The organism is Corynebacterium sp. NML 150383 (assembly GCF_002285085.1).
GTDB classification, from domain to species: domain Bacteria; phylum Actinomycetota; class Actinomycetes; order Mycobacteriales; family Mycobacteriaceae; genus Corynebacterium; species Corynebacterium gottingense.
On the sequence record NZ_NSGK01000002.1, the window covers coordinates 316,034 to 342,733 of the forward strand.

At 66.9% G+C, this 26,700-nt stretch carries 25 protein-coding genes; 13 read left to right on the forward strand and 12 right to left on the reverse strand.

Translation table 11 applies throughout. The annotated features are described in order from the left end of the window. Positions 1-8: 8 nt before the first annotated feature. The 4 genes from CKJ85_RS03530 to CKJ85_RS03545 form a co-directional block, all read right to left on the reverse strand. Entirely contained in the window at positions 9-692 is a 684-nt protein-coding gene (locus CKJ85_RS03530) for a hypothetical protein (protein ID WP_095553416.1), read from the reverse strand. Then, positions 689-1,372: a hypothetical protein gene (locus CKJ85_RS03535; protein WP_095553417.1), complete on the reverse strand. Its 684-nt coding sequence runs from the start codon at positions 1,370-1,372 to the stop codon at positions 689-691. Before CKJ85_RS03535 ends, CKJ85_RS03530 begins: the two co-directional genes overlap by 4 nt. Further along, the gene (locus CKJ85_RS03540; protein ID WP_095536466.1) at positions 1,369-1,722 is read right to left on the reverse strand and encodes a GntR family transcriptional regulator; all 354 of its coding nucleotides are present in this window, start codon (positions 1,720-1,722) and stop codon (positions 1,369-1,371) included. The genes CKJ85_RS03535 and CKJ85_RS03540 overlap by 4 nt, the downstream gene beginning before the upstream one ends. Before the next feature lie 179 nt (positions 1,723-1,901). Further along, positions 1,902-2,378, reverse strand: a complete 477-nt coding sequence (locus CKJ85_RS03545; RefSeq protein WP_095553418.1) for a type 1 glutamine amidotransferase — start codon at positions 2,376-2,378, stop codon at positions 1,902-1,904. Between the two features lie 236 nt (positions 2,379-2,614). Here CKJ85_RS03545 and trpS point away from each other — a divergent pair, with 236 nt between their 5' ends. Both trpS and CKJ85_RS03555 read left to right on the forward strand, forming a co-directional pair. Then, positions 2,615-3,622 (forward strand): tryptophan--tRNA ligase, encoded by a 1,008-nt coding sequence (gene trpS / locus CKJ85_RS03550; protein WP_095547581.1) that lies wholly within the window; start codon positions 2,615-2,617, stop codon positions 3,620-3,622. Between the two features lie 91 nt (positions 3,623-3,713). Next, positions 3,714-4,799: a YhjD/YihY/BrkB family envelope integrity protein gene (locus CKJ85_RS03555; RefSeq protein WP_095553419.1), complete on the forward strand. Its 1,086-nt coding sequence runs from the start codon at positions 3,714-3,716 to the stop codon at positions 4,797-4,799. Here the strand turns inward: CKJ85_RS03555 and CKJ85_RS03560 are convergent. From CKJ85_RS03560 to CKJ85_RS03580, 5 genes are all read right to left on the reverse strand, one after another. After that, positions 4,750-6,045 (reverse strand): D-alanyl-D-alanine carboxypeptidase family protein, encoded by a 1,296-nt coding sequence (locus CKJ85_RS03560; protein WP_233126929.1) that lies wholly within the window; start codon positions 6,043-6,045, stop codon positions 4,750-4,752. The two genes, CKJ85_RS03555 and CKJ85_RS03560, sit on opposite strands and share 50 nt — an antisense overlap. A 63-nt stretch (positions 6,046-6,108) precedes the next feature. After that, positions 6,109-7,248: a trimeric intracellular cation channel family protein gene (locus CKJ85_RS03565; protein ID WP_095277673.1), complete on the reverse strand. Its 1,140-nt coding sequence runs from the start codon at positions 7,246-7,248 to the stop codon at positions 6,109-6,111. Between the two features lie 22 nt (positions 7,249-7,270). After that, on the reverse strand, positions 7,271-8,509 hold the full coding sequence (locus CKJ85_RS03570) for a hypothetical protein (protein WP_095553420.1): 1,239 nt from the start codon (positions 8,507-8,509) through the stop codon (positions 7,271-7,273). A 60-nt stretch (positions 8,510-8,569) separates the two neighbouring features. After that, positions 8,570-9,658, reverse strand: a complete 1,089-nt coding sequence (locus CKJ85_RS03575) for a C40 family peptidase (protein WP_095547577.1) — start codon at positions 9,656-9,658, stop codon at positions 8,570-8,572. After that, positions 9,655-9,936, reverse strand: coding sequence for a hypothetical protein (locus tag CKJ85_RS03580; protein ID WP_095547576.1), 282 nt, complete (start codon positions 9,934-9,936; stop codon positions 9,655-9,657). Before CKJ85_RS03580 ends, CKJ85_RS03575 begins: the two co-directional genes overlap by 4 nt. A gap of 129 nt (positions 9,937-10,065) precedes the next feature. Here CKJ85_RS03580 and upp point away from each other — a divergent pair, with 129 nt between their 5' ends. The 4 genes from upp (at position 10,066) to CKJ85_RS11765 (ending at position 14,614) form a co-directional block, all read left to right on the forward strand. Next, the gene (gene upp, locus CKJ85_RS03585) at positions 10,066-10,701 is read left to right on the forward strand and encodes a uracil phosphoribosyltransferase (RefSeq protein ID WP_095537178.1); all 636 of its coding nucleotides are present in this window, start codon (positions 10,066-10,068) and stop codon (positions 10,699-10,701) included. A 70-nt stretch (positions 10,702-10,771) separates the two neighbouring features. After that, positions 10,772-11,956 carry an amidohydrolase gene (locus CKJ85_RS03590; RefSeq protein WP_095553421.1) on the forward strand — a complete coding sequence of 395 codons (1,185 nt, stop codon included), beginning with the start codon at positions 10,772-10,774 and terminating at the stop codon, positions 11,954-11,956. Positions 11,957-12,017: 61 nt separating this feature from the next. Then, positions 12,018-13,424: an NAD(P)H-quinone dehydrogenase gene (locus CKJ85_RS03595; protein ID WP_095277660.1), complete on the forward strand. Its 1,407-nt coding sequence runs from the start codon at positions 12,018-12,020 to the stop codon at positions 13,422-13,424. Positions 13,425-13,537: 113 nt separating this feature from the next. Continuing rightward, on the forward strand, positions 13,538-14,614 hold the full coding sequence (locus CKJ85_RS11765) for a hypothetical protein (RefSeq protein WP_143340133.1): 1,077 nt from the start codon (positions 13,538-13,540) through the stop codon (positions 14,612-14,614). A gap of 1 nt (position 14,615) precedes the next feature. Here CKJ85_RS11765 and CKJ85_RS03600 read toward each other — a convergent pair whose 3' ends face one another. Beyond that, on the reverse strand, positions 14,616-15,878 hold the full coding sequence (locus CKJ85_RS03600) for a short-chain fatty acyl-CoA regulator family protein (protein WP_095553422.1): 1,263 nt from the start codon (positions 15,876-15,878) through the stop codon (positions 14,616-14,618). A 189-nt stretch (positions 15,879-16,067) separates the two neighbouring features. Between CKJ85_RS03600 and prpD the strand changes: the two genes are divergently transcribed. The 6 genes from prpD to CKJ85_RS03625 all read left to right on the forward strand — a co-directional run bounded on the left by prpD (position 16,068) and on the right by CKJ85_RS03625 (position 24,119). After that, positions 16,068-17,579 carry a 2-methylcitrate dehydratase PrpD gene (prpD, locus tag CKJ85_RS03605; protein WP_095553423.1) on the forward strand — a complete coding sequence of 504 codons (1,512 nt, stop codon included), beginning with the start codon at positions 16,068-16,070 and terminating at the stop codon, positions 17,577-17,579. Further along, complete coding sequence (prpB, locus tag CKJ85_RS03610) at positions 17,580-18,500, forward strand: methylisocitrate lyase (protein WP_095553424.1); 921 nt, start codon at positions 17,580-17,582, stop codon at positions 18,498-18,500. Positions 18,501-18,532: 32 nt separating this feature from the next. Continuing rightward, complete coding sequence (locus CKJ85_RS03615; RefSeq protein WP_095553425.1) at positions 18,533-19,672, forward strand: bifunctional 2-methylcitrate synthase/citrate synthase; 1,140 nt, start codon at positions 18,533-18,535, stop codon at positions 19,670-19,672. Between the two features lie 184 nt (positions 19,673-19,856). Further along, a complete protein-coding gene (locus tag CKJ85_RS03620) occupies positions 19,857-23,285 on the forward strand; it encodes a pyruvate carboxylase (protein ID WP_233126930.1) in 3,429 nt (1,142 codons plus the stop codon). Between the two features lie 37 nt (positions 23,286-23,322). Further along, entirely contained in the window at positions 23,323-23,889 is a 567-nt protein-coding gene (locus tag CKJ85_RS11770) for a hypothetical protein (protein ID WP_143340134.1), read from the forward strand. Beyond that, positions 23,853-24,119: a hypothetical protein gene (locus CKJ85_RS03625; RefSeq protein WP_143340135.1), complete on the forward strand. Its 267-nt coding sequence runs from the start codon at positions 23,853-23,855 to the stop codon at positions 24,117-24,119. Before CKJ85_RS11770 ends, CKJ85_RS03625 begins: the two co-directional genes overlap by 37 nt. On the opposite strand, the gene CKJ85_RS03630 is transcribed toward CKJ85_RS03625, so the two are convergent. Beyond that, complete coding sequence (locus CKJ85_RS03630; protein WP_095553428.1) at positions 24,116-25,216, reverse strand: HNH endonuclease signature motif containing protein; 1,101 nt, start codon at positions 25,214-25,216, stop codon at positions 24,116-24,118. The two genes, CKJ85_RS03625 and CKJ85_RS03630, sit on opposite strands and share 4 nt — an antisense overlap. Before the next feature lie 44 nt (positions 25,217-25,260). Beyond that, positions 25,261-25,749, reverse strand: coding sequence for a GNAT family N-acetyltransferase (locus CKJ85_RS03635; protein ID WP_095553429.1), 489 nt, complete (start codon positions 25,747-25,749; stop codon positions 25,261-25,263). A gap of 55 nt (positions 25,750-25,804) precedes the next feature. On the opposite strand from CKJ85_RS03635, the gene CKJ85_RS03640 reads away from it, so the two are divergent. After that, entirely contained in the window at positions 25,805-26,698 is an 894-nt protein-coding gene (locus CKJ85_RS03640) for a hypothetical protein (protein ID WP_095553430.1), read from the forward strand. Positions 26,699-26,700: the final 2 nt, after the last annotated feature.

The following is a 26,700-nucleotide window of genomic DNA, read 5'->3' on the forward strand; positions in this document are numbered from 1 at the left end:
AGTGGTTGCTAGGGCACGAAGCGCTTTGTGCTACGAAACGCTATCGCGCTGACGGCGAGTGTGACCAGGCATGCGGCGTATATGCCACTGGCAGCGGCGGTGTCCCAATCGCGTACAGGGAACTCTATTGCCCAGTACAGCGCCACCGCCATGAGGAACGTGGAAAATGCGGTGATGAGGCCGCGCCCGGTGCCGTAGGAGGCGTAGACCAAACCGAGCGCAACCCCCACGATGGCAGCCACGAAGAAGAACGCGATGTGGAGCAGCATCGTCAGGGTCATAGATGTGGTGTCTTGCCCGGCGTTCGCCATGATGTAGGCATCGCCGTTCGTGTCCGTCCAGGGTACGTCTGCGCCGTTGGTGAAGAGGAACAGGTCATAGGGCTGGTAGTACGGGTTCTTGAACTGGTTGTAGATCGAGGATGCCGCGGTGGGCACTCCAAGTATCACCGCCGCAATGACGGCGGTGATTGTTGCAGAGTTCATCCACGCGGAAAAGCTCGCGCCGAGCTGGTTTAACGCGCTCCACTGCGTGCCAGCGTGGAAAAATAGGGCGGTCAGGGCGAAGCCTCCGAAGATGGTCCAGAAGGAACCGTCTCCACTGTAGAAACGGCCCAGAGGGGCCAGGATCAGTAATACGGCCAACGCCACCAGGTAGGACAGCGGCTTGAAGGGGCTGAGGAAGAGTTTCATCGTGCGGGCCTTTCTGTCGCAAGGAGGTCGATGAGTTCGGCATCGTCCGGGTACTCGATGGGTAGGTGGACATCGTTCTCACTGATGGGTTCGGTGAAAGTGGCGCGTGTCGTCGGCCCGAGGCTCGCTGACTCCGCAACAGGGAAGCGGGCGATAAGTTCTTTGATCTCGGCGGTGGGGCCGGTGACCGTCGGAAAACGCAGGCGGGCGTCGTCGAGTGGGACAGGGCGCGAGACCTCGTGATCGAATGTCTGCATGACATGGGTGGCCAAACCGGCGAAGTCCTCGGCGCGATGCGACGCCATCACTACGCTGCGCTGCGGGTTCTCCGCGATGTAGTCAATCAGCCGCTGGCGGACCTGTTTGCGGGTGGTGGTGTCGATGCCGTCAAACGGCTCGTCGAGGAGTAACAGGTCCTCGCCGATGGCTAGGGCTACCTCGATGGTGAGGAGTCGGCGCTGCCCAACGGAGAGGTCCCTGATACGGGTGTTGGGGAAGTCGAGCTCTGCATGTGGGTGGATGGCCGCGACCGCGCGCAGGTGGTCGTCTACGGTCGTGCCCGCAAACTTCGCGTCCGCACCAGCCGGGACAAACGCGGCGTGCGGGCCCATGAGTGTGTGTAGGAAGTGGGTTTTGCCGGCGGCGTTTGGACCGACCAGCGCGTAGAAGCCGGGGTTCATTGGGGGCGCTCCTTTTTAATCATTGCGGCCAGCTCCTCGGTGGTGATGCCGAGCTGGTTGGCCTCATGGACAAGCGGTTGGACAAAGTTGCGGGCAAATGCCTCGCGACGCGTACCTAATACCTGGTCACGCGCACTCTCTAGAACAAACATGCCGAGCCCGCGACGCTTTTCCAGCAGGCCCTCGTCGAATAGTTCGGTGAGCGCCTTGGCGGAGGTTGTTGGGTTGACGGAGTGATAGGCGGACAACTCGTTGGTGGACGGCACCCGGTCGCCGGGGGCGAGGGTGCCAGCGCCGATGAGGTCACGTAACTCATCGGCAATCTGTTGGTATATGGGTTTACCACTCATGTGGGTAACCATAGAACCGGAAAGGCTGGCGTGTCAACCCCCAATTTTTCCAACGCGCCGGGTATGGCAGGTTAGATCGCGAAAGCTGCTTGTCAGCGCTGATTTCTAGCAGTGCTGCGTCCCTGTACTACTAGTCGGGTCGAGCAAGTGGTAGGCGAAATCTGAAATACCTACCGCAACTACCGCCACACCTGGGCGGCATGGACGGAGCCGGTGGCGAGGGTGTCGCCGGTATGGGTGAGGCGGTCGACGTGACGCGAGAGATCTTGGGCGACGGTGGTGGCGTCGTAATTGCTGCGTGCAGCCCATTGACCTGCGACATCAGGGGCGCATTCGGGGTAGAACTGCACCGAAACGATGGGGCCGAGCCGCATTGCCTGGATAGGGCAGTGAGCACTCGAACCGAGTAGTTGCGCGCCGGGCGGGAGTGACACTACTGCGTCGTGGTGGGATTCGACGACAACCGGCTCGAGGATGAGGGGGCCGAGGAGAGGGTCTGTGCGACCGGCTTCGGTCAGCGACAGCCGTACGGTGCCCTTTTTGTTCTGGCTGGCCAGGCCAACGGAGACGTCACCGCCGAAGCAGTCGGCGATGATCTGGTGGCCGAAGCTCTGGAGCGGGCTGATCGGGTCGAGCTGGAGGGCAGTGATACGCACGTTGAGGAATCAAACGAGACGATGCGACGCATTTCATCAGTGACGCGGATCTGCCGTTGCCCTCGCGTTCTCTTGAGGATCAGCTTCTCGAATGAAGTCTAGCCACGGTGCGGATGTTCTCCCTTGGCATCCTGAACTGTCTCAGGGCGGTTACTTACAGTCATCGCTGCTCTTTTCGTGGGCTTCATCGTAGCGATAAAGAACCCCCGGTTCCCTCGATTACGTATCGGGTTAATATGTGGTGTATGAAACGCGTCCTTTCCGGAATCCAGCCCACCGCCGACTCCTATCACCTGGGGAACTACCTCGGTGCGCTGAAGCAGTGGATTGACCTGCAGGACGACTACGAGGCGTTCTACTTCATCCCGGACCTGCATGCGATCACGGTGGAGCAGGACCCGGAGGAGCTGCGCCAGCGCACGATCGCCGGCTGCGCGCAGCTGATTGCGCTGGGCATCGACCCGGAGAAGTCCACCCTGTTCGTGCAGTCGCACGTGCCGGAGCACGCGGAGCTGACCTGGGTGCTGCAGTGCCTGACCGGCTTTGGCGAGGCCAGCCGCATGACCCAGTTCAAGGACAAGAGCCAGAAGCAGGGGCAGGACCGCACCTCGGTGGGCCTGTTTACTTATCCCGTCTTGATGGCCGCGGACATCCTGCTGTACTCCCCGCAGCTCGTGCCGGTGGGCGAGGACCAGCGCCAGCACCTCGAGCTGACACGCAACCTGGCGGAGCGCTTCAACGCCAAGCGCGGCGAGACTTTCGTGGTGCCGGAGGGCTTCATCCCGGAGGGCGCGGCGAAGATCTATGACCTGCAGGATCCGACCTCCAAGATGAGCAAGTCGGGCCAGAACCCGAAGGGCCTGATCAATTTGCTGGACGCGCCGAAGACGTCGGCAAAGCGCATCCGCTCGGCCGTGACCGACGCGGACGGCGTCATCGCCTACGACAAGGAGAACAAGCCGGGCGTGTCCAACCTGCTGGTCATCCAGTCGGCGCTGACGGGCAAGTCCATCGATGACCTGGTCGCCGGCTACGAGGGCCAGGGGTACGGCGCGCTCAAGGTGGACACGGCGGACGCGCTCGAGGCGTTCACCACCCCGCTGCGCGCCCGCTACGACGAGCTCATGTCGGACCAGGCGGAGCTCGAGGCCATCCTCGCCCGCGGTGCGGAGCGCGCCCGCGAGGTCGCCGCGCCGCTGCTCGCCGATGTCTACGAGAAGACCGGTTTTCTCAAGCGCGCCTAGCACCACACGGGGCATCAAGTATCGACGCCCCAACGCTTCCTCTACGATTGTGGTGCTGACAACAGTCCACTGAGTGAGGAAGGATTGCCGCATGGCAACATCGACGTCGCCGTCCAAGGCGTACACCGACGAGCACGGCATTGAGCGTGCCACGAAGCAGCAGCAGGACGGCGCCATGGGCGGGGTGCAGAAGAAGGCGCCCGCCGTTGGCCACCTGTTGCGCATGAACGACCGCTTCGGCGCCCAGGGCGGCAACCACTACGCCGCGGGCATCACGTACTTTTCCGTGCTCTCGCTCTTCCCGCTTTTGATGCTGGTTTTCGCCGGCCTCGGTTTCTTCCTCAACGCCCGCCCGGACCTCATGCAGGACATCCAGAACCAGGTCAGCGAGAGCCTGGAGGGCGACATGGGCAGCATGGTCAATGACCTCATCCAGTCCGCGATTGATCAGCGCGGCGCGGTCGCCGGCATCGGCCTGCTCACCACCCTGTGGTCCGGACTGGGCTGGATGAACAACCTGCGCGTCGGCGTCTCCGCGATGTGGAACCTGGACGCCAACGAGGGCGGCGGCTTCGTGTCCAAGAAGCTGTGGGACCTCGTTGGCCTGATCGGCCTCATTGTGCTGTTCGTCGTCGCGTTCGCCGTCACCGCGCTCGGTGTGTCGGGCTGGACGGACCAACTGCTCGAGTACATCGGCCTGGACCAGGTCCCGGGCGCGCGCGTGCTGGTGTGGGTCGTCGGGCTGCTCGTGGGCATCCTGGCGAACTTCCTCGTCATGCTGTGGGTCGTGATGTTCCTGCCGCGCACGAAGGTGCCGGTGAAGTCCGGCATGCAGGGCGCGCTGCTCGGCGCGATCGTCTTCGAGGTGATCAAGCAGTTCGCCGGCCTCATCATCGGCTCGATGACCGGCAACCCGGCGGGCGCCATCTTCGGCCCGCTGATCTCCCTGATGGTTGTGCTCTATCTGATCTGGCGCGTCGTCCTGTACATGTCCGCGTGGACCGCGACAACCCAGGAGAGCCTGAAGCGTGCGCCCGCGGAGGTGCCGGAGCCCGCCGTGATCAACGTGCGCTCCGGCGCCGCCCGCCAGAATTCCAACACCGGCAAGGCGCTCGGTGTCGGCGCGGCTATCGGCGCCGTCGGTGTCGGGGTGGTGTCCCTCTTGACCCGAGGCTAAGCGCCAGCGCCACCAGCGCCAGCACGGCCACGCCGGCGACGATCCCGATGGACTTCCACGGGGTGGTCGCCGGCGCTTTTTGCGCATCAGTGCTTGTCGACGCCCCCTCGTCCGGACCCGGAGCGAGGGGAGTGGTGGAGGGCGAGGTGGAGGGGGCGGTGGCGTCGTCAAGCGATGCGACGCCCTGGCCCGCGGCGACGGGGTAGGCGGCGGCGAGGAGCTCCTGGGCCTGGCCCCACGCCCGGTGCTCGCCGACGGTGGTGTCCAGGAGCACCGCAACGAGGCGGCGACCGTCGTGGTGCACGCCGCCGACGAAGGTGTGGTTGGCGTCGTCGGTGTAGCCGGTTTTGCCGCCGATGCCTTCGGGGTCGTTGAGGTAGAGCTGGTTGTCGTTCCAGAGCTGGAAGCCGGGCAGGTCGTCGAAGCCGGGGAACTCGTAGGAATCCGTGTCCACGATGCCGGCAAAGGTCTGGTTCTGGAACGCGGCGCGGTAGGCCAGCGACAGGTCCCAGGCGGAGGTAGACATGCCGGGGGCGTCGAGCCCGGAGTAGGACGCGACGTAGGTATCGCGCATGCCGAGGTCCTGGGCGAGCGCGTTGACCTTGCGCAGCGCCGCGTCGTCGCCGCCGATCGCCTGGGCGAGGGCGTGGGCGGTATCGTTGCCAGACGCCATGAGCAGGCCGTGCAGGAGGTCGTTGACGGTGTAGGTGCCGCCCGCCCCGATGCCGGCGCGCGAGCCCTCCTGGTTCGCGGACGCTTCCGAGACCGGGACCTGTTGGTCCAGCGGGAGCTCGTTGATCACCACGAGCGCGAGCAGGACCTTGATAATCGAGGCCGGCCGGTACCGCCCGTGCGGGTCCTTCATCGCGAGGACCTCGCCGGAGTCGGCGTCGAACACGGCCCAGGCGGAGGCGTACACGTCGCTCGGCACCGCATAACCGGGCGGGACGATCACGCCGCAGGGGCCGTCGTAGACCTGCGGCGGCGGCGTCGGCGTGGGCTGGCCCGGCGCGAGCCGCTCGGAGGTGGACATTGCTGCCGACGGCCGCTGCGCGTTCGGGCAGCTGTCGGTGTCCGGGGCGCGGTCGCGCACCGGTGGGACCCAGTTGCCAAACTCGTCAAAGTGGCCGGGGCCTGGGGTGAGCGCAGTCGTGGACGTCTCCTGCGCGACCGCCAGGTTCGGGGCGGCAGGCACCGCGATGGCTATCGACGCCACCGCCACGGCAGCGACACTTCTCCGTTGCACAAACACATCGCATGATCGTACGCGCTGCCTGCCACGGGCCCGCGGACGGACGCGCGGGCGGCGCTACTCGTCGTTCTGGGCGTAGCGGGCGGCGAGGCGCTCGATGAGCTCGTCGGTGAGCTTGTCGTCAGCGAGGATCGTATCGAGCATGTCGTTGTGCATTGCAATTGTGTCGGCGTCGGCGGGGCGGCGGTCCTCGGGGGCTGGGTCGTCGTCGTACGAGTCGCCGGCGAGGTCCACGCCCAGGCCGTCGAGGAGGCTCTCGGGCTCGGCGGGCTCAGTGGCGTCGCGAGGCGATTGCTCGGCCTTGTCCAGCATCGTCGGGTCGATGGCGGAGAACTCGTGGGTGAACTCCTGCAGGAAATCGTCCGCCTCCGTCTGCGCGGTGGCGCGGCGCTTGCCCTTGCGCACCTCGCTTTCGATGCGTCGCTGCAGCGCCTTCTCCATCTGGCGGTGGCGCCACGAGCGCACGCGGGTCGGCTCCAGCTCGCGGGCGACGGCGCGCGAGCGGTGCTCCGCCTTCTTGGCCAGGTGCGCCACCTGTACCGCGGTCTCATTCACCGGGGCGTACTCCGGGTTGGTGGACACGCGCCAATTCCCCCAGTAGCCGGCGAGGAACAGCGCGAAGCTGACGATCGGCCCCAGCACCATGCCCACGGCGAGGAACCCGGTCGCGTTGCCCAGCAGCATGATCAGCGCGCAGGCGACCGCCGGGATGACCGTCGGCTGGTTGTCGCCGAAAATGGACGGCTCGCGCCCGGTGACCACGTCGCGGATCATGCCGCCGCCCGTCGCCGTGAACACGCCCATCATGATCGTGGGCAGGATGGGCAGGCCGTACGTGATCGCCTTGCCCGCGCCCGTGGCGGCCCACAGCGCGGAGACGAACGCGTCGCCGTGGCTTTGTAAGAGCTCCCAGGCCTTGCCCTTGAAGTAGGTGAAGCGGGCGATGAGCGCGCCCGTGAACGCCAAGATGAGGTACTCGGGTTGGTTCATGGCGGCGACGGTGCCCTGGTTGATCAGGACGTCGCGAAGCATGCCCCCGCCGAGGGCGGACAGCATGGCGATGAAGAAGAAACCGATGATGTCGTAGCCGCGGTGGCGGGCTAGGGTTCCTCCGATGATGCCCATGAGCAGCACACCGGAGACGTCGAACCAACGGTAGATAGTGGTGATAAGGGGATCGACCTGATCTGGGGTCATGGCGTGGGATGCCTGAAGCTTTCTAGAACTTGGAGAAGCGCTTGATCAGCTGGTTTTCCATCTCGGTCCACGATTCCGCCTTATCCGTGAATGGGGCGGACGGGACGTAGCCTGCGGCCTCGGTGGAACCGAGCATGTAGGCCAGGTAGTCCTGGAAGCGCGGGTTGGCCAGCAGGAAGGAGTTGAGGGAGTCGTCCTTGGCCCAGTCGGCGGCGTCGGCAAGCAGCTCGTACGCCTTCGCCATCTGCTGGGTGTCCACGGTGTCGACCCCCTTCGCGATGTCCTGCGCAAGCCCGTTGAACGAGTAGGAGTTGTCCGGGTGGACCTCCACCTTCAGGTCGCCAGCGTTGGCGGCGTTGACCAAGTCCGGCCAGGTGGACAGGGAGGCCAGGTCGTGCTCGTCGTTCTGCAGGATCCAGCGGCCGAGGTGCTTCGTGGACGGGAACGTCATGATCTCGCCGTACTTGCCCATGAACACCGGGGCGGAGCCGAGGTAGGTGCGCAGGGTGTACACGCTCTTGCCCTGGATGGAGATCTTGACCGGGTCGATGCCGGCGTTGGCCCACACCGTGGCGTCGTACGGGTCCGCCGCGGCGGCCTGCTCCTTCTCCGCCGCCTCCTCGCGCTCCTTGTTCGCGGCGCGCGTCGCCTGGGCGGACTCGATCGATGCAGTCGCATTATCGACGGCCGCAGCATCCAGCTCATCCGCCGACACCAAGCGCACAGCGCCATCGAGCGACTCCACGACCTCCTTCCAGTTGGCCAGGATGACGTGGCCGAGCCCGGTCCACTCGTCCATGCCGTTCTCGCCCGCGTAGTGGTCGGCGCCGCGCGCCACGTTGCCCAGCACCGAGTGCGAGGCGAAGAAGATCTGCGCGTGCTCCGCGCTGGCCACGTCGGCCAGCGAGCGCGCAATCTGCAGCACGCCGCCCAGCGACGAGACGTTGACGTGGCTCGGGCGCCCCGCCAAGTACTCGGGCGCGCCGATGATGTCGAACGTGTGCTTCTCGTCCGGCACGACGCGGTCGTCGCCCTGGCCGCTAAAGTGCGCCCACTTCGGGTGGTCCGTCAGGTCGTGCTCGGCGTGGGTATTGATGTACGCCAGCAGCTCGGCCGGTGAATTAAACACCAGGATGGACTGGTCGTCTCCGAGGAACGCCTGCCACTCGGAGCCGTGCTCCTTCCAGGTCGGGGCCCACAGGGTGTAGAAATCGCCCTGGGTCAGTGAAATCTTGACGGGGAGGATCGCGCGCGTGCTCATGAACGCAAACTTTACTAAAGGTCGCCGCGCGCGACGCACCCAACCCGCTACCCCTCCCGGCTACGCCGTCGGACGCCAGAAGCCGCGGAACGGCATGCCGATGTTCTCGGTGCGCACCGGATTGAGCTGGACGGGGTCGCCCGCCTCGATCATCATCCCGTCGCCGGCGTACATGGCGACGTGGCCGTCCCACACCACCAGGTCGCCCTCCTGCAGGTCCTCGTACGCCACCTGCTGGCCGACGGCCTGCTCCGCTGCGGTGCGCGGGATGTCCACCCCGGCCTGCCCGTACGCCCAGGAGGTGAGACCGGAGCAGTCGAAGCCGCCGGGCTGGCTGCCGCCCCAGGTGTACGGGGTGCCGATCTGCGACTTCGCCGCCTGCACCGCAGCGGACCCGGCCGTACTCGCAGGGCTCACCGGCTCGCCGAGCTCCGGCGGGGTCGCATCGCCCGCGGGGCCGGGTTCGCCGCCGCCCACGCTCGCCGCCATCGGCTGCGCCGCCGGGCGGGTTTCCGGCACCGGGGTGGCGGTGGGACGGATCGCGGCCAGGGGAGAGCGATCGACCAGCTCGCCGAGCGTGCGCTGCGCTTCCTGCGCGACCGGCGACGCCACCAGCGCCTCCCGGGCGTGCATCGCCAGCGTCGTCTGGTTCAGCCGGTCGGCGAGGCCGTCGAGGTCATTGCCCAGGGTTTCCAGGATCGCGCCAGCCTTGAGCAGGCCGGTGATCACCACGGGCGCGGCGGCGGAGAGCTGCGCGAGCGGACCGCCGACGGCAGCTGCGGCGGCAGCGGCGGACGCGTTGCGGACCATCGAGATGGCGGTGTCCACGAGCTCGCCCACCGCCGTGGCAACGAGCGTGGTCCCGGTGACGACGATGTCGCTGATCTCGTCGCGCTGCTCGGTCAGCGCGGTGACGGCGTCGCGGTAGCGGCCCGCATCGGCGCCGACGACGCTGGCGAGCGGGTCGAACGCGGCGAACTGCGGGGTGGAAAACGGCGGGAGCGTCGGGAAGATCTCCGGGCAGGACGCGAAGATCTTCGTGGCCGCGTAAAGCGGGTCGATGCACGAGCCCCGCGCGGTATCGCGCACCGCGGTGAAGGTGGGATGTTGGGCGAACGCGGTCAGGGGCGATGGCGTTGCTGTGCTCATAGCGCGCCCTCCAGGGTGAGCCCCGTGGTCTCGTCTACGCAGTGGGCTGCCTGCAGCGTGAGGTCCATGTTGCCCGCGATCCGGCGGGCGGCCTCCTGCAGCTCTTCGGCCTTGCCGTTGGAGCAGCGGATGGCGCCAGCGGTGGCGCGGGCGAAGTTGGCGAGCGGGCCGGTGGCGGGGATGGGCAGTTCGGACAGGGGCGCAAGCGATGCTGCGTCATTGCGCAGCGCATCGGTGTGGGAGCGGACATATGTGGCGTCGAGTTCAAATACGTTCATGCAGTATTAGACGCAGCGAAGGCGCCCCCGGTTCCATCGAGAGCCAAAAAAGTGGCAGATTTTTTGTCGCGCCCGCTGGACCTCGTTGTTTCGCGGTCGTTTCGCGCCAGTGGGTTAGCATGGAGAGTCATGGACATCACCGTTGTGAATCATCCCCTTGCCGCCTCCCGCCTGACCATCATGCGCGACGAGCGCAGCAACAACGCAGCCTTCCGCGCGGCACTCGCGGACCTCGGCGCCATGCTGATCTACGAGGCCTCCCGCGACCTCGAGGTCGAAACCTTCGACACCGTCACCCCGGTGGATACCGCCCAGGGGTCCCGGTTGAAGACGCCGCCGATCATCGTCCCCATCATCCGCGCCGGCCTCGGCATGATCGATCCCGCGCTGTCCATGATCCCGGATGCGCAAGTCGGCTTCATCGGCATGGCCCGCAATGAGGAGACGCACGAGCCGGTGCCGTACCTGGAGGCGCTGCCGGACGACCTGTCCGGCCAGCCCGTCTTCCTCGTCGACCCGATGCTGGCCACGGGCGGCTCGCTCATCCACGCGATCGACCTGTTGGTTGACCGCGGGGCGGACGATATTACCTGTGTGTGCATGGTGAGTGCGCAGCCGGGCGTCGATAAGCTGCAAGCTCACGGCGGTCCGATCCGGCTCATCACTGCGGCGATCGACCCGAGCTTGAACGAGCAGGCGTACATCGTGCCCGGGCTTGGCGACGCCGGCGATCGCCTCTACGGGCCGCGCAATATTGACTTTTAGCTCTGCGCTGGGCGTGCGCGCGTAGACTGTCAGGCTAAACACACGCCACATCGAGAGAGCCGGAGGGACAATGGCAGACACGGCATCAATCGCGGCAGCCGTGGACACATGGGTCACGCAGCACCACGACGAGATCATCGAGTGGCGCCGACATCTGCACTCCCACCCCGAGCTTTCCAACGAAGAGGTCCAGACGACCAGGTTCATCCACGACGTCCTCGTTGCGCACGGGCTGCAGCCCGTCCCGTTCCCGGGCACCGGGCTGTACGTGGACATCGGGCCGGAGGGCGGGGAGCGCCTCGCGTTCCGCGCCGACATTGACGCCCTGAAGGTCACCGAGCAGACCGGCCTCTCGTTTGCCTCCACCGAGCCGGGGGTCTCCCACGCGTGCGGCCACGATGTCCACACCACCGTTGCGCTGGCACTCGCATGTGCGCTTGCCAAAGCACCCTTGCCCCACGGCGTACGCGTCATCTTCCAACCGGCCGAAGAGGTCATGGGCGGCGGCGCGCTCGACGTGATCAAGTGGGGCGCGCTCGAAGACGTGAGCACGATTTACGCGCTGCACACCGAGCCGAAGCTGCGGGTGGGGCAGGTCGGCGTGCGCGCCGGGGCGATCACGTCTGCCTCAGACGTGCTGAGCGTGCGGGTGGAGGGGCCGGGCGGCCACACCTCGCGGCCGCAGCTGACCACGGACGTGGTCTACGCCCTCGGCGCGCTGGTGACGCAGCTGCCGGCGCTGCTGTCGCGCCGCGTGGACCCGCGCACCGGCACCGTGCTGGTGTTCGGCCACGTGGAGGCCGGCGACGCCCCGAACGCGATCCCAAAGGTCGGCGTGCTGGACGGGACGATCCGCACCGCGGACATCACCACCTGGCGCGGGCTGGAGGACTTGCTCACGGACCTGATCGACCTGGTCGTCGCGCCGACCGGCTGCACCTACCACCTGGACTACGTGCGCGGCGTGCCGCCGGTGCTGAACGACGACGCCGCCACCGCCCTTGCGGCCGCCGCCGGCCGCGCCGTGGACCGGCACGGGATCGTCACTGCCCCGCAGTCCTCGGGCGGGGAGGACTTCTCCTGGTACCTCGAGCACGTCCCCGGCGCGATGGTCCGCCTCGGCGCGTGGAGCGGGAGCGGGGAGCAGTACGACCTGCACCAGGGCAACCTGAACATTGACGAGCGCGCCATCGCTGTCGGCGTGCGCTTCTTCGGCTCCGTGGTGGAGCAGTACTTCAACGCATCGAAGCCTTAGGCGGGCCTGTACACTGGCGCACGAAAAATTCCGCTCGCAAATAAAAGGGGAGAGAAACTCGGTGTCGAAGAAGATCGTCATTGTTGGTGGAGGTCCGGCAGGGTACGAGGCCGCGCTGGTCGCGTCGAACTACGGCGCGGAGATCATCGTGGTGGAGGACCAGGGGGCTGGCGGATCGGCGATCCGGAAGGACGTGGTGCCGTCGAAAAGCTTCATTGCGGGCGCCAACATTAAGACGGACTTGCGCCGCGCCGACGACATGGGCCTCAACCACGGCCTGGGCGAGGCGCACCTGGCGCTGAGCGCGTTGAACAACCGCGTGGTGGCGCTGGCGGCCGAGCAGTCGCGCGACATCCGCGCCCAGCTGGACCGCGTGGGCGTGCGCTTTATCGACGGCCGCGCGCACTTCACCGACGAACAGCACGGCCACACCACGCACAGCCTCGAAGTCGAGTGCGCCGACGGCACCACCGAGCATATCGACTGCGACATGGTGCTCGTCTGCACCGGCGCGAGTCCGCGCGTGCTCAAGGGCGCCGAGCCGGACGGGGAGCGCATCCTCAACTGGCGCCAGATGTACGACCTGATCGAGATGCCCACCCACCTCATCGTCGTCGGCTCCGGCGTCACCGGCGCGGAGTTCGTCTCCGCCTTCGCCGAGCTGGGCGTGAAGGTGACCATGGTGGCGTCGCGCAACCGCATCCTGCCGCACGACGACGCGGACGCCGCCGACGTGCTCGAGACCGTCCTGGGCAACCTCGGCGTGCAGCTGGAGAAGGACGCGCGCGTCGAGCGCGTGGAAAACACCGGCGACGGCGTGGTCGTCCACACCACCGACGGGCGCGCCATCGAAGGCTCGCACGTGATGATGTCCATCGGCTCCATCCCCAACACCGCCGACCTGAACCTGGAGGCCGCCGGCGTAGAGACCACCCCGTCGGGCCACATCCACGTCGACCGCGTCTCCCGCACCAACGTCTCCGGCATCTACGCTGCGGGCGACTGCTCCGACCTCATGCCGCTGGCATCCGTGGCTGCGCAGCAGGGCCGCATCGCCGTGGACCACGCGCTCGGCGAGGGCGTGACCCCCCTGCGCATTAAGACCGTGGGCAACGCCGTGTTCACCCGCCCCGAGATCGCCGCGGTGGGCGTGACCGAGCAGCAGATCAAGGACGGGGAGGTGGCCGCCGAGGTGTACAAGCTGCCCCTGGCCACCAACGCACGCGCCAAGATGCGCTCCCTGCAGCACGGCTTTGTCAAGATCTTCGCCCGCAAGGGCTCCGGCCAGGTCATCGGCGGCGTGATCGTTGCGCCGACCGCCTCCGAGCTCATTCACTCGCTCACCATCGCGGTGGCCAACAACCTCACCGTCGCGCAGCTGGCCAACTCCATGGCGGTCTACCCGTCGCTGTCCGGCTCCGTCACGGAGGCAGCGCGCCGCCTGGTGAAGAAGTCCGACCTGGACTAGTTCACAGGGCCGGGGTTCTCTGTCTTGAGCCCCGGCGAAACACTTCAACGCATTTTATGAAGAGCGCTGCGGTTTCTCCTAGATAGTTGGTCTTTTCATGGCACAATGTTGGCATGAATCTGTCTAAAACCTTGGTAGCCGTTGTCGTAGGTACCTCTTTGATGGCCGGAAATGTAAATTGCGTGGCTGTCGCCGCGCAGAATGAGACCGGCTGGGGGTTCGTGGATATCTCCGACGATTCCACGGAAGGCCGTGGCATTGACGCAGGAAAGCCCGGCGAATCAATCACTTTTGTGAACCCCACCGATTTTGAGCTGCATTGCTATGCCTTTGGCGGTCCAGCGCAACTGGTGAAGCCAGCCTTTGATGTTTGGCTCCAGGAGGGCACGACCCGTGAGCAGGCTGAAGAGGTGACCGACCGTCTCGAGTCCCAGCTTCGGCGCACCACAGCTAATCAAGTTGGGGGCCACACGAACGGCGGAGAGAGATATATTGCACCAGGTGAAGAGGTAGAGATTGACCTCAGCTTTGGTATGCAGCCTGGATGGGGAACGCTACTGACCTGCCGACCTACGAGTAGTGCGCTAGGAACAGTTTTGGTTGGTTACGGCGAAGTACAGGACGATTATTCCCTTAAATCGTCCGTTCCTGATGGTAACTACAAGATTCCATCTCCACCGACAACTCCGGCAGAGACTTCAACCGTCACGTCGACGGTGACGAAAACCGTAGTCCCGGAAGTTTCGACGGTTACTGCGACCCGGACTGAGACTGCTACACCCGCAAAGGAGACTGTAACTGCGACCCAGACCGTGACCGCTCCGCCGGTCGCACCGGAAACGACGAAAGTTACTTCGACAGTGACTAAGACCGTAGTCCCGGAGGCTTCGACGGTTACTGCGACCCGGACTGAGACTGCTACACCCGCAAAGGAGACTGTAACTGCGACCCAGACCGTGACCGCTCCGCCGGTCGCACCGGAAACGACGAAAGTTACTTCGACAGTGACCGAGACTGCTCAGCCTCAAGCATCAGTCGCAACAGTGACTAAGACTGTGGCTGCGCCTCACGAGGGTAAAGGTTCCTCTGCCGGTTCGACGATCGGTTGGATCATCGGCTTGCTTCTCGCGCTCGGGCTTGGTGGGGCTGCGGGATTCGCTGCTCAGTACCTGCCTAACCTTCCTTTCTAACTCACAGCGCGGGGAACGCCCGCTGCGGGCACCCGTGGCGCGGGCACGTCTCGCACCCCGGCCCGATCGGGGTGGCGGAGTCCGGCGACAGGTCGAGCCCGTCCGCGTAGACCATCCGGTCCGCGTGGGCGGCGTCGCACCCCAGCGCCACGGCGCTTTCCTTGCGCGGCTTCCCAAACTCCACCGCCGGGCCCTGCACCATCCGCGCCACCCACATGTAGGTGCGCCCGTCGGGCATGACGGAGACCTGCCGGGTGACGCGGTTGGAGGTCTCAAACGCCCGGTGCACCACCCACAGCGGGCAGGTCCCGCCGCGCTGGGAGAAGTGGAACGAGGTGGTGGACTGCCGCTTCGAGATGTTGCCAGCCCGGTCGGTGCGGATGAACACGAAGGGGATGGCGGTCGCGCCGGGCCGCTGCAGGGTGCCCAGCCGCTGGCAGGTGGATTCGAAGCCGGTGCCGAAGCGCGCGGAGATCACGTCCACGTCGTAGCGGGTTTCCTCCGCCGCCTCAAGGATGAGCGAATACGGCATGGTGGCGGCCGCGGCGAAGTACTGCGCCAGGCCGTGGCGCGCGAGTTGGCGGGCGCGGGGGTTGGCGATGGGGGAGGCGTGGGCGTCGAGAAGCTGCCCGTGCGCGATGCGCGCGTAGTGGTACGACAGCTCGAAGCACTGCTGGGCCTCGGAAAGGCCAGTGCGCAGGCGGATCTCGCGCGCGTCGGCGCTGGCGGCCGAGCGCTCGCCGCCGGTGTACTGGTTGAAGCGGACGGTGTAGCCGAAGTCGCGGTCTAGCACGGCGGCGATGCGGGTGAGCCGCAGCTGGCGCGCGTGGAGCGGGGTGGCGAAGTCCTCTGCGGCCGTGTCCAGGTCGTGGAAGTAGTTGTTGTGCTGCTGGAAGAAGTCGCGCACGACGATGTGCGGGTTGCTGGCGGCGCCGGCGAGCATCCCGGGAAGGTCTTTGATGCCCTGCGCGACGGCGGGGTAGCGCAGCGCGATCTCCGCGAGCTCCGACTCGGGCGCGCCGGGCAGTAGCTCCGCGAGTTCGCCGGCGACGCGCTGCTCGGCGTCGGGGGAGAAGAACGTCGCGTCCAGCCCGAAGACCTGCGTGAGCTGCAGGAGCACGGTGACGGTGAGGGGCCGCTGGTCGTTTTCCAGCTGGTTGAGGTAGCTGGTGGAGATGCCGAGCTTGCGCGCCATGTCCACCTGCGTGAGCCCCTCGTTGGCGCGCAGCGTGTGGATTCTTGCCCCCGCGTAGTGCTTGGTCATTGGGCCTCCCCGCCGCTTCGGTGCGTTGAACTGTGGTTTTACAAAGTTTACAAAAACCGCGCACCCGTGACACTCCTTTTCACACAGCAAAATATGTCGTGCGACACATTCGCCCGCTTACTATGAGGTTCACCAAGTCGCTTATCGACGCCCACTCGTCCCCACACCAGCCGAGGAGTTGCACACCGAATGATCAACCACGAAGTCCGCACCAGGAAGTCCGCCGAGGATTTCCCCATCGAGGAACACCTTGCCTACAAGGTGGCCAAGGTCGCCGCCGACCCGGTCGAGGTGCCGGAAGACACGCGCGAGATGATTATCAACCGCATCATCGACAACGCGTCCGTCGCCGTCGCCTCCTACGGCCGCCGCCCCGTCGCCACGGCGCGCGAGATGGCCCTGGCACACCCGGTCGCCGAGGGCGGCGCGCAGGTCTTCGGCGCGGACGGCGCCTACTCCGCCGAGTGGGCCGCGTTTGCCAACGGCACGGCCGTGCGCGAGCTGGACTTCCACGACACCTTCCTCGCCGCCGAATACTCGCACCCGGGCGACAACATCCCGCCGATCCTGGCCGTCGCCCAGCACAAGGGGCTCGACGGCAAGGCGCTTATCCGCGGTATCGCCACCGGCTACGAGATCCAGGTCAACCTGGTCAAGGGCATCTGCCTGCACGAGTGGAAGATCGACCACGTCGCGCACCTCGGACCGTCGGTGGCGGCGGGCATCGGCACCATGCTGGACTTGGACGTGGACACCATCTACCAGGCCGTCGGCCAGGCGCTGCACACCACCACCGCCACCCGCCAGTCCCGCAAGGGCTTGATCTCCTCGTGGAAGGCGTCCGCCCCGGCGTTTGCCGGCAAGATGGGCATCGAGGCCGTCGACCGCACCATGCGCGGCGAGGGCGCGCCGGCCCCGATCTGGGAGGGCGAGGACGGCTTTATCGCCTGGATGCTGCACTCCCCGGAGCGCACCTACACCGTCCCGCTGCCGGCCGACGGCGAGGCCAAGCGCGCCATCCTGGAGACCTACACCAAGGAGCACTCCGCCGAGTACCAGGCCCAGGCCCCGATCGACCTGGCGCGCCGCATGAAGCAGACCATCGCGGACGCCGGCAAGTCCACCGCCGACATCGAATCCATCGTCCTGCACACCTCGCACCACACCCACTACGTCATCGGCACCGGCGCGAACGACCCGCAGAAGATGGACCCCACCGCATCCCGCGAAACCCTTGACCACTCGATCATGTACATGTTCGCCGTCGCGCTCGAGGACGGCACCTGGCACCACGTCAACTCCTACACCCCGGAGCGCGCCGGCCGCCCCGAGACCGTCGCACTGTGGCACAAAATCTCCACGGTGGAGGACAAGGAGTGGACCCGCCGCTACCACTCGCAGGACCCGAACGAGAAGGCCTTCGGCGCGCGCGCCGTGATCACCTTCGCCGACGGCACCGTCATCGAGGACGAGATGGCTGTCGCCGACGCCCACCCGTTCGGCGCCCGCCCCTTCGAGCGCGACAACTACATCCAGAAATTCCGCACCCTCGCCGAGGGCATCGTCGCCCCGGAGGAGCAGGACCGCTTCCTCGCCGCGGTGCAGGACCTGGAACACCTCACCGACCTGTCCGCGCTCAACATCGCGGTCAACGACGACGCGAAGGCGAACGCGCCCGAGATCCCAGGAGGCATTTTCTAAATGTTTGCACCAGAGAAGACACCGCGTGAGCGTCGGCAAGCACTGCGCGACTCGCTCACCTCGGAGACCATCACCAAGCTGCCGGGCGCGTTCAACCCGCTCACGGCGCGGTTGATCGAGGACATCGGCGCCTTCGAGGGCGTGTACGTCTCCGGCGCCGTGGTGGCCAACGACCTCGGCCTGCCCGACATCGGCCTGACCACCCTGTCCGAGGTAGCCAACCGCGGCGGCCAGATCGCCCGCGCCACCAACCTGCCAGTGCTTATCGACGCCGACACCGGCTTCGGCGAACCCATGTCCGCGGCCCGCACCGTCGCCGAATTCGAAGCCGCAGGACTTGCGGCGCTCCACCTGGAAGACCAGGTGAACCCGAAGCGCTGCGGCCACCTCGACGGCAAGGAGGTCGTGCCCCGCGACCTCATGGTGCGCCGCATCACCGCGGCGGTGCGCGAGCGGCAGGACGACAATTTTGTCATCTGCGCGCGCACCGACGCCGCCGGCATCGAAGGCATCGACGAGGCCATCGAGCGCGCGAAGGCGTACGCCGGCGCGGGCGCGGACCTTATCTTCACCGAGGCGCTGTACTCGGAGGAGGACTTTGCCAAATTCCGCGCCGCCGTGGACACCCCGCTGCTGGCCAACATGACGGAGTTCGGCAAAACCGAGCTGCTGTCCGCCGGCACGCTGGAGAACCTCGGCTACAACGCGGTGATCTGGCCGGTGACCACGTTCCGCATCGCCATGGGTCAGACCGAGGCGATGCTGCGCGACATCGCCGACACCGGCATCCAAACGCCGTGGCTGGACAAGATGCAGCACCGCTCGCGCCTCTACGAGCTCGTCCGCTACGACGAGTACAACCAGTTCGACCAGTCCGTCTTCACCTACTCCAAGGACAGCTACTCGTCCACGTTCGAGTAGACCCCATCCCCATCCCCCCAAAGGAGCACATCATGTCTGATCAGGAAATTCGCAAGGGCCTCGCCGGCGTCGTCGCCGACTACACGGCCATCTCCAAAGTCAACCCGGAGACCAACTCGCTGTTGTACCAGGGCTACCCCGTGCAGGAGCTCGCCGAGAACTGCAGCTTCGAGGAAGTCGCGTACCTGCTGTGGCACGGCGAGCTGCCGGACGAGCAGGGCCGCGAGGAGTTCCGCAACGGCTGCATGGCCAACCGCGACATCGACGAGGACCTCATCCAGGTCATCAACTTCCTGCCCAAGGACTGCCACCCGATGGACGTGCTGCGCACTGCCGTGTCCTTCCTGGGCACCCGCGACGAGCACAAGTTCACGCCGGACGCGGACCACATCCGCAAGATCGGCACCCAGCTGCTGGCCAAGCTGCCCACCGTCGTGGCCACCGACATCCGCCGCCGCCAGGGCAAGGACTACCTCGCGCCGTCGCACGACAAGAGCTTTGCCGAGAACTTCCTCTGGATGGTCTTCGGCGACGAGGAGGGCTCGCCGGCCACGATTCCGTCCGACATCGAGGCCTTTGAGAAGTCGCTCATCCTGTACGCGGAGCACTCCTTCAACGCCTCCACCTTCACCGCCCGCACGGTGACCTCCACGCAGTCCGACGCGTGGTCCGCCATCACCGCGGCGATCGGCGCGCTCAAGGGGCCGCTGCACGGCGGCGCGAACGAGTTTGTCATGCACAACATGGTCGAGGTCGGCTCGCCGGACAACGCGGAGGCTTGGACGCTGAACAAGCTGAAAAACAAGGAGCTCGTCATGGGCTTCGGCCACCGCGTGTACAAGAAGGGCGACTCGCGCGTGCCCACGATGGAGGCCGCGTTTAAGAAGCTCGCCTCCGAGCACCCGGAGAAGGACTCCCAGAAGTGGGTGGACATCTACGACATCATGGAAAAGACGATGTACGAGAACACCTCCATCCACATCAAGCCCAACCTGGACTTCCCGTCGGGCCCGGCCTACTACATCCTGGGCTTTGACATCGAGTTTTTCACCCCGCTGTTCGTCATGGCCCGCATCACCGGCTGGATCGCCCACATCATCGAGCAGTACGCGAACAACTCGCTCATTCGCCCGCTGTCCGCCTACAACAGCCCGGAGGAGCGCCATCTCTAACAATTTGCTTATCGACGCCAGCCCGCCCCGTCGCACACAACGCGCTCGGCGGGCTGTTGCGCGCGCTGCCTGCCCCAAATGAGTTCATAAAATGTACATCTGGCGTCGTCGGACGCGGTAGAGTCGAGGTGCTCCGTTCGATATGCGAACCGTGCCTTGCACACAGCGAAAGGACAAAGTTCTCGTGGAACAACTCCCACTTAATGACCTCCCCGCCTTCAAGAAGATCCTCGTTGCCAACCGCGGCGAGATCGCGGTGCGCGCGTTCCGCGCAGCGTTTGAGACCGGTGCGAAAACCGTGGCGGTCTACCCGAGGGAGGACCGCAACTCCTTCCACCGCCCCTTTGCAAACGAGGCCGTGCAGATCGGCACGGAGGGCCAGCCCGTCAAGGCGTACCTGGACATAGACGAGATCATCCGCGCCGCCAAGGAAACCGGCGCGGACGCGATCTACCCGGGCTACGGCTTCCTCTCCGAGCGCGCCGACCTGGCCCGTGCCTGCGACGCCAACGGCATTAAATTCATCGGCCCCTCCGCGGACACCCTGGACCTGACCGGCGACAAGTCCGCCGCCGTCCAGGCCGCCGAGCGCGCCGGGCTGCCCACGCTGAAGGACTCCGAGCCGTCCTCGGACGTCGCGCAGCTTGCCGAGTACGCGAAGGAATTCGAGTTCCCCGTCTTCATCAAGGCCGTCGCGGGCGGCGGCGGGCGCGGCATGCGCTTCGTGGAAAAGCCGGAAGACCTGGAGGCGCTCGCCGCCGAGGCGTCGCGCGAGGCGGAGGCCGCCTTCGGTGACCCGAACGTCTACGTCGAGCGCGCCGTGATCAACCCGCAGCACATCGAGGTCCAGGTCATGGCGGACTCCTACGGCAACGTGGTCCACCTCTACGAGCGCGACTGCTCCCTGCAGCGCCGCCACCAGAAGGTCGTAGAAATCGCGCCTGCACAGCACATCACCGAGGAGCAGCGCCAGCGCATCTGCGAGGACGCGGTGAGGTTCTGCAAGGAGATCAACTACGAGGGCGCCGGCACGGTCGAGTTCCTCGTGGACGAAAAGGGCAACCACGTCTTCATCGAGATGAACCCGCGCGTGCAGGTCGAGCACACCGTGACCGAGGAGGTCACGGGCGTGGACATCGTGAAGAACCAGATGTACATCGCCGCCGGCGCCAAGCTGGAGGACGTCCACCTGGAGCAGGACCTCATCGAGGTCAACGGCGCCGCCCTGCAGTGCCGCATCACCACCGAGGACCCGAACAACGGCTTCCGCCCCGACTCCGGCACCGTCACCGGCTACCGCTCGCCGGGCGGCGCGGGCGTGCGCCTGGACGGCTCGGTGTCCGTCGGCACGGAGATCACCCCGAACTTCGACTCGCTGCTGGTCAAGATGACCTGCCGCGGCCGCAACTTCCAGGTCGCCGTGGACCGCGCCCTGCGCGCGCTCAACGAGTTCACCGTCAACGGCGTCTCCACCAACATCGGCTTCCTGCGCGTGCTGCTCTCCCAGGACGACTTCCAGCACGAGCGCATCAACACCGGCTACATCGCCGCGCACCCGTTCCTGCTCGAGGCCCCGCCGGCAGCTGACGACGCCGGCCGCATCCTCGACTACCTGGCCAACGTCACGGTGAATAAGCCGAACGGTCCGCGACCGACCACGATCCGGCCGTCGAAAAAGCTGCCCACCACCGAGTACTCCGACACGCCGCGCGGCTCCCGCGACGAGCTGCTCGAGCTCGGCCCGAAGAAGTGGGCAGAGAAGCTGCGCAACCAGACCGCGCTCGGCGTCACTGAGACGACGTTCCGCGACGCGCACCAGTCCTTGCTGGCCACCCGCATCCGTACGAACACGCTCGTCGCGGCCGCGAAGCACGTCGGCCACCTCACCCCGGAGCTGACCTCTGTGGAGGCGTGGGGCGGCGCGACCTACGACGTGGGCATGCGCTTCCTGCACGAGTCGCCGTGGATGCGCCTGGATGAGCTGCGTGAGGCGATGCCGAACGTGAACATTCAGATGCTGCTGCGCGGCCGCAACACCGTCGGCTACACGCCGTACCCGGACTCGGTGACCAAGGCGTTCGTGCAGGAGGCGGCCACCTCCGGCATCGACATCTTCCGCATCTTCGACGCGCTCAACGACGTCTCCCAGATGCGCCCGGCGATCGAGGCGGTCCTGGAGACCAACACCACCGTCGCCGAGGTCGCGATGGCGTACTCGGGCAACCTCATGGACCCGAACGAGGACCTCTACACGCTGGACTACTACCTGCGCCTCGCGGAGCAGATTGTCGACGCCGGCGCCCACGTCCTGGCCATCAAGGACATGGCGGGCCTCATGCGCCCGGCCGCCGCCGCGAAGCTGGTATCCGCGCTGCGCGAGCGCTTCGACCTGCCGGTCCACGTGCACACCCACGACACCGCGGGCGGCCAACTGGCCACCTACCTCGCAGCCGCCAACGCCGGCGCCGACGTCGTCGACGTTGCGTCCGCGCCGCTGGCCGGCACGACCTCGCAGCCGTCGATGTCCGCGCTCGTCGCCGCGTTTGCCAACACGGAGCGCGACACCGGCATCTCCCTGCAGGCCGTCTCCGACATGGAGCCGTACTGGGAGGCCGTGCGCCAGGTCTACGCCCCGTTCGAGTCCGGCATCCCCGGCCCGACCGGCCGCGTGTACAAGCACGAGATCCCGGGCGGCCAGCTGTCCAACCTGCGCACGCAGGCGAACGCGCTGGGCCTGGGCGACCGCTTCGAGCTCATCGAGGACTACTACGCCGCGGTCAACGAGATCCTGGGCCGCCCGACCAAGGTCACCCCGTCCTCCAAGGTCGTCGGCGACCTGGCGCTGCACCTCGTGGGCGCGGGCGTGGACCCGAAGGACTTCGCGGAGAACCCGCGCAAGTACGACATCCCGGAGTCCGTCATCGGCTTCCTGCAGGGCGAGCTCGGTACGCCCCCGGGCGGCTGGCCGCTGCTTCGCGACGCCGCCCTGGCCGACCGCAGCCCCGTCGACCACACCGTCGAGGTCCCTGCTGAGCTCGAGGGCGACCTGGCGTCCGACGACCACGACGTCCGCCGCGTGGCCCTGGACAAGCTGCTGTTCCCGAAGCAGTACGGCGAGTTCCAGGAGCACCGCCGCACCTACGGCGTGACCGACCAGCTGTCGGACCGCACCTTCTTCTACGGCCTCGTCGAGGGCGAGGAGACCATGATCTGGTACGGCGAGATCGACGAGCAGCGCCCGCCGCTGTCCGTGCGCCTGGACGCCATCGGCGAGCCGGACGAGAAGGGCATGCGCCAGGTCATCCTTACCGTCAACGGCCAGGTCCGCCCGATGCTGGTGCGCGACGAGCACGCCGAGTCCACGGTCGCGGAGGCCGAGAAGGCGGACGCCTCGAACCCGGGCCACGTCGCCGCGCCGTTCGCGGGCGTGGTGAACATCACCGCCAAGGTCGGCGACGAGGTCAAGGCCGGCGACCAGGTCGCCACCATCGAGGCCATGAAGATGGAGGCCGGCATCTCCGCCACCCAGGACGGCACGATCGAGCGTCTCGCGTTCTCGCAGCCGACCAAGGTTGAGGGCGGCGACCTGGTGGTTGTCATCTCCGAAAAGTAAGTTTTGCCCACCTGAGCAGTTGGGTACAATTGCCCGGGTGAGAATGCTTCCCGTGCCGATGGGCCGCAGCGTCGCGACAGCGGCTGCGGCCCTTTTCCTGGCTGCGCCCGCGGCGGGGGCGGTGACGGTGGGGCAGGGGGACGCTGTCGTCGTCAATGGCTCCGAGTGCACCGTCGGCTTCAACGGCGAGCGCGAAAGCTTCACCGCCGCGCACTGCGGCACCAGCGGCGACAGGGTGCGCAAAGTGCTTGACGACGGCACGTGGTCCCCCGCAATCGGCACCCTCGACACCTCGCCGCGCAGCGAGGAGACGACCAACGACTGGGCCCGCATCCGGTGGGACGCGGGCGTCGAGCTCGGGCCGAACGAGTACACCGGCGACGCGCAGGTCCCGCTGGACGACATTCGGCGCGGCGAAACCGTCTGCTACTACGGCTGGGCCACCGGCGCCGCGACCTGCGGTACTACTACGCGCGGGTGGGCAACTCGTTCCTCGTGGACGTCGAGCCCGGCGCCCCGGGCGACTCCGGCGGGCCGATGTGGATCCCGGGCCGCGGCTTCGTCGGCGTGCACTCGGCGTCGCTCGACGGGCGCGACAACCTGACGGGGCGCACGAAAACGTTCACGCTCGGCGCAACGACGGCCGACGGCGGGCCGATCCGCGACGCGATCATCGACGTGTTCGTCAGCTACTTCAGCGACGACGCGCAGGCGGGCGCGCCGAAACCGCCGCCGCCCAAGCCGGCGGGCAGCAGTGATTCCTGGCTGCGCGCGGTGTTCAGCGGCGCGTTGCAGCTGCTCCTCGCGGTCCTATCCCTGATCTTCAACGGTTAGTCGGGTGGTCGGCCTTGGGCCGGGCCGCCGACGGGGGCGCGGTGCGGGGTGTAGCTCCGGCCGGTGAATTTGGGCGGGCTGTTGTTCGGCCCGACCCAGGCGATGCGGCCGTCGATGCGGGTCATGCGGCCGCGGCCCGGCTGGCCGTTGACGGCGTTGTGGTGCGGGCAGAGCCAGCACATGTTCGCCGGGGTGGTCTCGCCGCCCTGGATGTATTCGGTGAGGTGGTGGGCCTGGCACCCGCTGATTGGCGTATTGCAGTCGGGCCAGCAGCAGGTCGGGGAGTCCGCTTCTAGCGCGAGCCGCTGCACTGGCGAGGCCAGGCGCATGCGGTGCGTGTTAATGGGGCCGAGGTGCCCGGAGGCGAGGGTGATGTATCCGTCGGGGAGGATGTGCCGGTCGAGCACCTGGCTGGTGGTCATGCGGATCCCGGTGTTGGTCACCACGACCGGCTCGGTGTCCGGCTGGTCGTCGGTGCCGGCGAGGATGTGGTCGATCTGGTCGTCGGTGACAATGAGGTGGACGGCCGCCGGGGCCTGGGATAGCGAGCGGTTGTTCACCAGCCAATCGATCGCGTCGATCGTCGCGCCGTGCTCGTCGCGCGTCTCCAGGGTGGTGATGACGTCCTGCATCTCGTTTGATGACGCCGTGAACGTCACGCTGATCTTGTCGTGCGCCGTGCTGCGCCGGATGGTGGCGCCGTCCTTGGGAACGCGGGGCGCGAGGAACTTCTTGCGCAGCGTGGCGGCGCGCTTGGTCAGCGTCGCGGTGTCGCCGCGGGTGGCGCAGAGCTGCTCGGTGTAGTCCCAGCGGTCGGTGGGGTCGGCGATGGCGCGGCCCGTGCGCACGATCATGTCGAGCGTTTCGACGCAGTGGCTGTTGCGCCGCGCGGCGTCGCGGGCGCGCTGTTGATAGCGGGAGTGCGTGGTGGGCGCGAAAAATTTCGACGCCAGCTGGCACAGCGTCTCGGCGTAGTCATCGGCCGCGCCGAGGCCGGTCAGCGCTTTGGCGGAGTAGCCGGCGTCGTAGACGTGCTCGAGCGCCGCGATACCCCCGGATTTGAAGGCGAAAAAGGCCTTCAGTTGTGCTTCCCCCATGCGCACGACGCTAACCCAGGCGCGTCTACCCCGCAACAGGAACGTTAGAGGTCGAGGGCCATGACGTTGTCGAGGCCCTTGACGTCGTCAAAGCCGAACTGCTCGTAGCGGTGGCGCGCCCGCGGGTTGTCCGGGTCGACCCAGAGGGCGAGGCGCTCGGTGCCCTGCTCGCGCCCCAGCTGCACGGCCTGCTCGAGGAGGAGCGCGCCGAGGCGCTGCCCGGCGAAGCGGCCCTCGATCGCGATGGCCAGCTCGGGGATGTCGGGGCCGAGGTTGGCGTGGCCCTTGGACGGGTCGTCCCAGTAGCGGAACCAGAGGCCGCCGGCGGGGGTGTGGAACTCGTCGGTGGCGATGATGCCGCCGTCGGAATCCGGGTCCCAGCCGTAGACGTAGTCGTCGACGCCGGAGACGATGCTGTCGCGGTGCTGCTCGTGCATCGGCGCGTCCTCGTCGCCGAACACCTCGGTGAGGTAGTTCAAGCGCTGGAGGTAGGTGCGATCGGCTTCGACGGCGCGTCGGAATTGAAATGTCATGCGCCCCACGATAGCAACTCGGAGCAGGGACGCTGCTGGTTGTAGGATCTGCCGTATGCGTAACCGAGTCGCCGCCGCCTTCACCGCCACGATCGCCGCCACCGCCGCCATGGCCCCGCCCGCGCACGCGGCGACCGCGGTGGCGCAGGGCGCGCAGATCGTCGTCGCCGACAGTTCCAGCTGCGCCGTCGCGTTCAACGACCACGCCGAGCGCATCAGCTACACTTCCGCGCACTGCGGCCTTTCGGGGGACAGGGTGAGGGTCAAGCTTGTCGACGGCACGCTCACCCCAGAAATCGGCACCCTGTACCCCTCCTCGCGCTGGGGCGACAGCGTCACGGGCAACGACTGGGCGGCGATCCGCTGGGACGACGGGGTGCGCCTTGCGGGGAATGGGAGGAGTGGGGACGAGGTGGCGTCGATAAGCGACATGCGTCCGGGGCAGCAAGTGTGCACCTATGGCGCGGCCTCGCGGCGCGTGATCTGCGGGAAGTACGCGGGGAGCGTGAACAAAAACGTGTACTTCGACGGCGAGACGGGGCAGCACGGCGATTCTGGCGGGCCGGTGTGGGCGCCCGGGCACGGGTTCCTCGGCGTGTACTCGGGGGTGAGCGTGATTGAGTCGAAGAGCGAGGGGGAGCACCAGCTGTCGCGCGCGTCGGCGGCGAAGAACGGCGGGCCGGTCGAGTCGGCCGACGAGATCGCGCTGATCTCGAAGTACTACAGCGTGCAGCAGCCGACTGTGCACAAGGCGGAGCTGCCTGATGACGCGCTCAGCGGCGCCGCCGCGGGCTCCGCCAAGCGCATCGAGGGCAGCACCGGTTTGGAAGAGGGCACGCTGCCGGTGATCGCGATCATCGTTGTCGGCGTGCTCGCGGCATCCGCCCCGGTCATCGGGCAGATCCTGCAGACCGTGGTGGAGTGGAGGGGCGAGGGGATCCTCGGGTAGCC

What these genes read in the sequence shown, in the direction of transcription:
- CKJ85_RS03530 (WP_095553416.1), bottom strand. Translation starts at nt 692, where the DNA reads ATGAAACTCTTCCTCAGCCCCTTCAAGCCGCTGTCCTACCTGGTGGCG.
- CKJ85_RS03535 (WP_095553417.1), bottom strand. Translation starts at nt 1,372, where the DNA reads ATGAACCCCGGCTTCTACGCGCTGGTCGGTCCAAACGCCGCCGGCAAA.
- CKJ85_RS03540 (WP_095536466.1), bottom strand. Translation starts at nt 1,722, where the DNA reads ATGAGTGGTAAACCCATATACCAACAGATTGCCGATGAGTTACGTGAC.
- trpS (WP_095547581.1), top strand. Translation starts at nt 2,615, where the DNA reads ATGTGGTGTATGAAACGCGTCCTTTCCGGAATCCAGCCCACCGCCGAC.
- CKJ85_RS03555 (WP_095553419.1), top strand. Translation starts at nt 3,714, where the DNA reads ATGGCAACATCGACGTCGCCGTCCAAGGCGTACACCGACGAGCACGGC.
- CKJ85_RS03565 (WP_095277673.1), bottom strand. Translation starts at nt 7,248, where the DNA reads ATGACCCCAGATCAGGTCGATCCCCTTATCACCACTATCTACCGTTGG.
- CKJ85_RS03570 (WP_095553420.1), bottom strand. Translation starts at nt 8,509, where the DNA reads ATGAGCACGCGCGCGATCCTCCCCGTCAAGATTTCACTGACCCAGGGC.
- CKJ85_RS03575 (WP_095547577.1), bottom strand. Translation starts at nt 9,658, where the DNA reads ATGAGCACAGCAACGCCATCGCCCCTGACCGCGTTCGCCCAACATCCC.
- CKJ85_RS03580 (WP_095547576.1), bottom strand. Translation starts at nt 9,936, where the DNA reads ATGAACGTATTTGAACTCGACGCCACATATGTCCGCTCCCACACCGAT.
- upp (WP_095537178.1), top strand. Translation starts at nt 10,066, where the DNA reads ATGGACATCACCGTTGTGAATCATCCCCTTGCCGCCTCCCGCCTGACC.
- CKJ85_RS03590 (WP_095553421.1), top strand. Translation starts at nt 10,772, where the DNA reads ATGGCAGACACGGCATCAATCGCGGCAGCCGTGGACACATGGGTCACG.
- CKJ85_RS11765 (WP_143340133.1), top strand. Translation starts at nt 13,538, where the DNA reads ATGAATCTGTCTAAAACCTTGGTAGCCGTTGTCGTAGGTACCTCTTTG.
- CKJ85_RS03600 (WP_095553422.1), bottom strand. Translation starts at nt 15,878, where the DNA reads ATGACCAAGCACTACGCGGGGGCAAGAATCCACACGCTGCGCGCCAAC.
- prpD (WP_095553423.1), top strand. Translation starts at nt 16,068, where the DNA reads ATGATCAACCACGAAGTCCGCACCAGGAAGTCCGCCGAGGATTTCCCC.
- prpB (WP_095553424.1), top strand. Translation starts at nt 17,580, where the DNA reads ATGTTTGCACCAGAGAAGACACCGCGTGAGCGTCGGCAAGCACTGCGC.
- CKJ85_RS03615 (WP_095553425.1), top strand. Translation starts at nt 18,533, where the DNA reads ATGTCTGATCAGGAAATTCGCAAGGGCCTCGCCGGCGTCGTCGCCGAC.
- CKJ85_RS03630 (WP_095553428.1), bottom strand. Translation starts at nt 25,216, where the DNA reads ATGGGGGAAGCACAACTGAAGGCCTTTTTCGCCTTCAAATCCGGGGGT.
- CKJ85_RS03635 (WP_095553429.1), bottom strand. Translation starts at nt 25,749, where the DNA reads ATGACATTTCAATTCCGACGCGCCGTCGAAGCCGATCGCACCTACCTC.
- CKJ85_RS03640 (WP_095553430.1), top strand. Translation starts at nt 25,805, where the DNA reads ATGCGTAACCGAGTCGCCGCCGCCTTCACCGCCACGATCGCCGCCACC.